At 42.3% G+C, this 5,555-nt stretch carries 3 protein-coding genes; 2 read left to right on the forward strand and 1 reads right to left on the reverse strand.

The genetic code is table 11. From position 1 onward, the window contains the following. The first annotated feature begins 18 nt into the window (after positions 1-18). Complete coding sequence (locus tag CX664_RS24585; RefSeq protein ID WP_420810397.1) at positions 19-4,140, forward strand: ankyrin repeat domain-containing protein; 4,122 nt, start codon at positions 19-21, stop codon at positions 4,138-4,140. Positions 4,141-4,364: 224 nt separating this feature from the next. Here CX664_RS24585 and CX664_RS24590 read toward each other — a convergent pair whose 3' ends face one another. Beyond that, the gene (locus CX664_RS24590; protein WP_146000323.1) at positions 4,365-4,598 is read right to left on the reverse strand and encodes a hypothetical protein; all 234 of its coding nucleotides are present in this window, start codon (positions 4,596-4,598) and stop codon (positions 4,365-4,367) included. A 495-nt stretch (positions 4,599-5,093) separates the two neighbouring features. Between CX664_RS24590 and CX664_RS24595 the strand changes: the two genes are divergently transcribed. Further along, positions 5,094-5,486 (forward strand): hypothetical protein, encoded by a 393-nt coding sequence (locus CX664_RS24595; protein ID WP_146000325.1) that lies wholly within the window; start codon positions 5,094-5,096, stop codon positions 5,484-5,486. Positions 5,487-5,555 lie beyond the last annotated feature (69 nt).

Raw genomic sequence — 5,555 nt, forward strand, 5'->3', positions numbered from 1 at the left:
ACAGAGGCCATCCAGACATTGCTGGACTTTGACCCCTCACTTGCCAGAGAGAAGAGTAACCTTGGCTGGACGGCACTCCACGACGCTGCTCTTAAAGGCCAAACAAAGGCCATCCAGACATTGCTGGACTTTGACCCCTCACTGGCCAAAGAGAAGACTAACAGTGGCCAAACGGCTCTCCACGCCGCTGCTCTTAAAGTCCAAAGAGAGGCCATCCAGACATTGCTGGCCTTTGACCGCTCCCTGGCCAAAGAGAAGAATAAGTTTGGCGAAACGGCTCTCCACATAGCTGCTAGTAAAGGCCACACAGAGGCTATCCAGACATTGCTTGACTTTGCACTGGCCAAAGAGAAGGATAACAATGGCCAAACGGCTCTGCACACAGCTTCTTTTGAAGGCAACACAGAGGCCATCCAGACATTGCTGGACTTTGACCCCTCACTTGCCAGAGAGAAGAGTAAGCTTGGCTGGACGGCTCTCCACGACGCTGCTCTTAAAGGCCAAACAAAGTCCATCCAGACATTGCTTGACTTTGACCCCTCACTGGCCAAAGAGAAGACTAACGATGGCCAAACGGCTCTCCACGCCGCTGCTCTTAAAGGCCAAACAGAGGCCATCCAGACATTGCTGGACTTTGCCCCCTCCTCACTGGCCAAAAAGAAGAATAAGTTTGGCGAAACGGCTCTCCACTTAGCTGCTAGTAAAGGCCACACAGAGGCCATCCAGACATTGCTGTACTATGCCCCCTCCCTTGCCAAAGAGAAGGATAAATATGGCCAAACAGCTCTCAACAGAGCTGCTGAAAAAGGCCACACAGAGGCCATCCAGACATTGCAGGCCTCTGGCCGCTCCCTGGCCAAAGTTAAGGATAAGAATGTCAAAACGGCGTTCGATTTAGCTAAGGGCCTCAAAGAGACCGTCAAAGTATTAAAGTACTTTGCTGTTTCCCAAGCCGATCATGAAAAAGACAACAGTACCCTCACAACCAACGTGAAGATCGACGATACAAAAAAAAAAGCTGACAAAACAGCTCAGGCTGGCTCTGTTGCCACTAACGATCCTGCCCCGACTGATAGTAAAACTGCAGTTGACTCTCGTAAAAAGTCATTCAATGAAGGCCCCGATACTGACCCGGTACCACGGGCACTGTCAACAATTGAGTCACCCGCTATCAGCGAAAACAGAACTGCTCTGGCTGATTCTGCTGCTGAGGAGGACAGCATAGTATTCCCGCAGGAAGATCTGCCCCCCGGGGAAGCCAAAGACGTTGATGAGTTTGGGAAAACAAAGCTGCACCGTGCGGCTGAGAAGGGTGACTCTTCGGAAGTGCTTTCTCTAAGCTTTAAAGGGAATATCAACAAAACTGACAACAGTGGGAAAACAGCGCTGCATTATGCTGTTGAGAAGAGTTATTGTAAATGTCTGGAAGATCTAATCTCTGACGTGAATATGAACCAAACTGACAACAGTGGAAAAACAGCACTAGATTATGCAATTTCAAATAATGATGAGAAATGTCTGGAAAAATTATGTGAGGAAGAGCAGTATTTCACGCCCAAAACTATCAGTCATGCCCTGCGATTAGCTATCGATAAAAATTATGACAGCGAAAGTGCAGAGAAGAAACTGTTTGATAGGATACTCCTGAAAGATCAGGACAAAACTGACGGTAAAACACTCCTGCACTACGCTGCCGAAAAAGGCAACATAAATTACCTGGAAAAATTTCTGAAGAAAGCGAAAAAGGAAGGGAACCTGGAAAAATCCATCATCCTTAAAGATCACAGAAAGAGGACACCCCTGCACTATGCAGCCGAAGAAGGACAAGGACACAGTAATTGTCTTCAGCTACTACTGAAGAAAGAATACAAAAAATTAACATGCATCAATGCTAAAGATGAAAATGGTGACACGCCACTGCTCCTGGCTGCTACTGATGCATGCGTAAGAGAGCTGATAGAGGCTAAAGCTGATGTGCATGAGAAAAATCACAAAGGTATAACGCTACTGCATCGTATAGCCATGTCAGAGAAGAGAATTAATTGGCTGACAGATAATTACAACAAATACTCTAAAAAAGATATTATTGGACCTGACATGGACGATAATACTCCGCTGCACTATGCAGCTTATAACGGTAATATAAAATTTCTGAAAGTGATCTGTGAAAAAGAAGGTAAAACTATACATAAATATTTCCATATTAATAATAAAATAGGTGTTTCACCACTACTTTTAACCATTCATAATGACAACAAAAACGAAGGTCTGATAAAACTGATCAAAACCAAAAATGTAATACAAGATATTGACCAGCTTTCGAGGTTATTTCTGTATGCTGCAGCTAATGGCAAAAATGATTGCCTGGAAAGGTTTTTTGATGAGGAAAGGTTTTTTTATGAAAAGTTTAACAAAAGAATAGATATCAATCACACAGTTCAGCATAGTGGTATGGCTTCTTTGCACTATGTCATTATAGATAAATGTTGGAACTGCAATAGTTCTAAGGAGGTTCAAGGATATGAAAAATGTCTTGAGCACATACTCTCCAGGTTCGATGACGTAGACATCAATCTCCCCGATGACCAAGGCAAGACACCATTACATTTGGCCGCCGAGGCAGACAATATTAAGTGCCTGAAAATGTTGCTAGACCCAGAGAAACGCAAAGTTAAAATCAAAATTAAAATCAATGCCAGTGATAAACAAGGCAAGACACCATTACATTTGGCTGCCGAGGCAGACAGTATTCTGTGCCTGAAAAGGTTGCTAGAAGAAGAAAAAGACACACTTAATATCAAGGCTACTGATAACCAAGGGAAGACACCATTACATTTGGCTGCCGAGGCAGACAATATTAAGTGTCTGATAGGGTTGCTAGACCAAATAAAACACCCAGTTGATATCAATGCTGAGGATAAGCAAAACAATAAACCCCTGGATTTGGCTAAACACTCTGTTTGCCAAGAGGCTCTGCAGGAGGACTGGAATAATCTCAACGAATGTGAGCGCAAACATAAAGGCGAGTATTATCTCAACAAATATTTTGAAGGACAAGCCTGTCAGACCAACGACCAAAATGAAAATACTCACAGTCAAAGTAATCCAGTTGTCTCATCAGATAGTTCTATTCGCTATCAAGAAAAAGTATTTATAAATGATAAAGTAGTTGATCGCCTTGATGAACTTACAGTAAAATATCCAGATTTGAATTTTATCCCTTGCCCTGAAGTTAACTCCTTTGTTGTTTTAGCAAAAGATTTTGTTGATAAAATTATTAAAGGCAGCCATGAAGATGCAATTTTCGGCTATTCCGGAATTAGAAGAAACCGCAATGCCATAAATCCTGAAGACTGGAAACAAATCTACGTTCCCATACAATTTATACCTGGATTTGAACTTAATAATAATTTATCACTGGATGGCTATCCTTTCCATATTGAAGGCACCAAAGATAAAATTATTGAATTCTTGGGTAAATATGAAAGATTTCATTTTACGGCAAAAAGTATTGACAAAAAAGAGCAATCAAAAGCCAGAGTCAGTGTGAATATAAAGTTATGTCTGGTTGATTTCAATATGTCAAAAATGGTGCGCAAACTTTTCGTAACTGCAATTAAAGACGCTCTTGGAATACCAATACCATTAGACTTTATTGATATTGAGGGAATTATTGAGCATGTGAATTTACAAGGCTTGCTTAAGAAAATTTCTGATGCTGTTAACACTACTAAGAAAATACTTCAGGAGGAACTTCAGAAGGAACTTCAGAAGGAACTTCAGAAGGAAGTTGTTAACACCGCAGAAAAAATGCAGGAAAATCTTAGTAGTGCAGCAGAAGAACAACCTGAAAAAATAGCATCCAAAAAAATCGATAGCGTCATCAATAAAATTCTCAATGAATTAAAAAGGCTCAACAAAACTGATGATATTGACACATTATTGTCAAAAAATAATTTTAAGGTTTGCAGTGGCCCCATCAATTTACTGCATAACATCAAGAGCGGTCAGAAAATTCAAATTGAATTTGACCGGTTTGAGTCATCAAACAGCCCAGCCCGTTTACAGATCAACTCAACTGGCAGCCAGGTAGAGTTCAAAGATCTATCTGAAGCATTGAAGACGATTTTTGAAATTTAACTTTAGAGTTTTTATTGTCCAGTTGAAGCGGTCACAAACCTCGGCCAGGGTATCCAGGACCAGATTGAAGTCAGACTCTTCTCGATAAATAGACTTACGTTCATTCCCCCGGGAAGTCACATGGTACAGCGCAATTGCGTACTCAATTCTCAATGGACTGTTCACTTTTTATGCCCCCAGCTTATAATCAAGAAGCTGTAAAAGTAGAACAGGATTAATAAGCGTCAAGAATCAAAACCTGACCCGAGTTTTCCGGAATTTTCCGGAATGTAGCCTTTCCCTGAAATACGACAAGTGCTGAAAGAAGTAATAGGATGAAGATTTTCTGTGGCTTTTTCAGCATAGGCATAGCGTCCAAAACATTCTGTACTATGTCGTTCAGATTCACCTTTGACGTTAATAACCGAACCATCCCGAAGCTTTGCCTGACTGTTGCCATTGCCGTTATTAGCGGTCATGGTGGCTACAACCCGCGCCCCTTCAGTAATCAGCGCCTTGACTTGAACTGTTGCCAGATATTTGTGGTTGCCATTGCTTGTATTCCGGATAAACGATCACTGTCTAGTGAAAATTGGTTCCATGCCTGACTTTTGATTTAAACGACAATCTTTTTGTTAAAAAAATTCTGTTTTTTTGTGGAACTTACCCTGCTGATTTTTTGCCGTACTCGAAGTTTTGAGTACAAATGGCAGGCTAAAGCGATGAATGGTGTCGGTAGAAACGGAGCAGATGTCCGCTTTAATTGTTCTTACTGTCTTGAAGGGAATACCGGAAGACTTGGTGGACGTTCAGTGGTCACAACAGAGTGCGAACACCATCACATGGGGCACTTGGAATGTATACGCGACTATTCTAATTCATTGCACAAACCGGATAGGTGTATGTGTGGGCCGGGCATGTCCTTGCTTCGAAATTCCAGGCCATTGTTAGAGGATGCCTGTCAAAAGGGGGACTTGGAAGCTCTAAAGTTGGGACTTGAACTGAAACCAGAAGGCAACGTCACCTCTGCTCTTTCCGCTGCAGCAAGAGCGGTAGCTGAAGCTAGTGGTCATACTGATAGCAAGGACTACACCGAGTGCTTCCGGACTTTGTCGAGCGCTATTCAAAATCACGCGGATGACCATAAAAAATTGTGTGCCCAATTGGCAACACTGGCGGCGGGAATTGGAGTGGCCATAGCTGGATTGACCACTGTCGAATCGGCAGCTTTCAGTGCAAAGTTTGTTGCGCTTTGTGAAATTGTTGGTGAAATTGCGAATAGGTACATTACTGGATTTCCTATGGGGCAGCAATTCCCGATGAATCCTGGAGCTCCACCGCCACATAGCATACAGAGGAGGCAATAAAAACTCACCCGCACAATTTATCGACTAAAATTGATCCTTACTAAATCATCGTCGTCGGATCGATTATGG

The organism is Endozoicomonas acroporae, assembly GCF_002864045.1.
Taxonomy (GTDB): Bacteria; Pseudomonadota; Gammaproteobacteria; order Pseudomonadales; family Endozoicomonadaceae; genus Endozoicomonas; species Endozoicomonas acroporae.

Excerpts from the sequence above, each read along its gene's own strand:
- CX664_RS24590 (WP_146000323.1), bottom strand. The coding sequence starts at position 4,598 with ATGACCGCTAATAACGGCAATGGCAACAGTCAGGCAAAGCTTCGGGAT.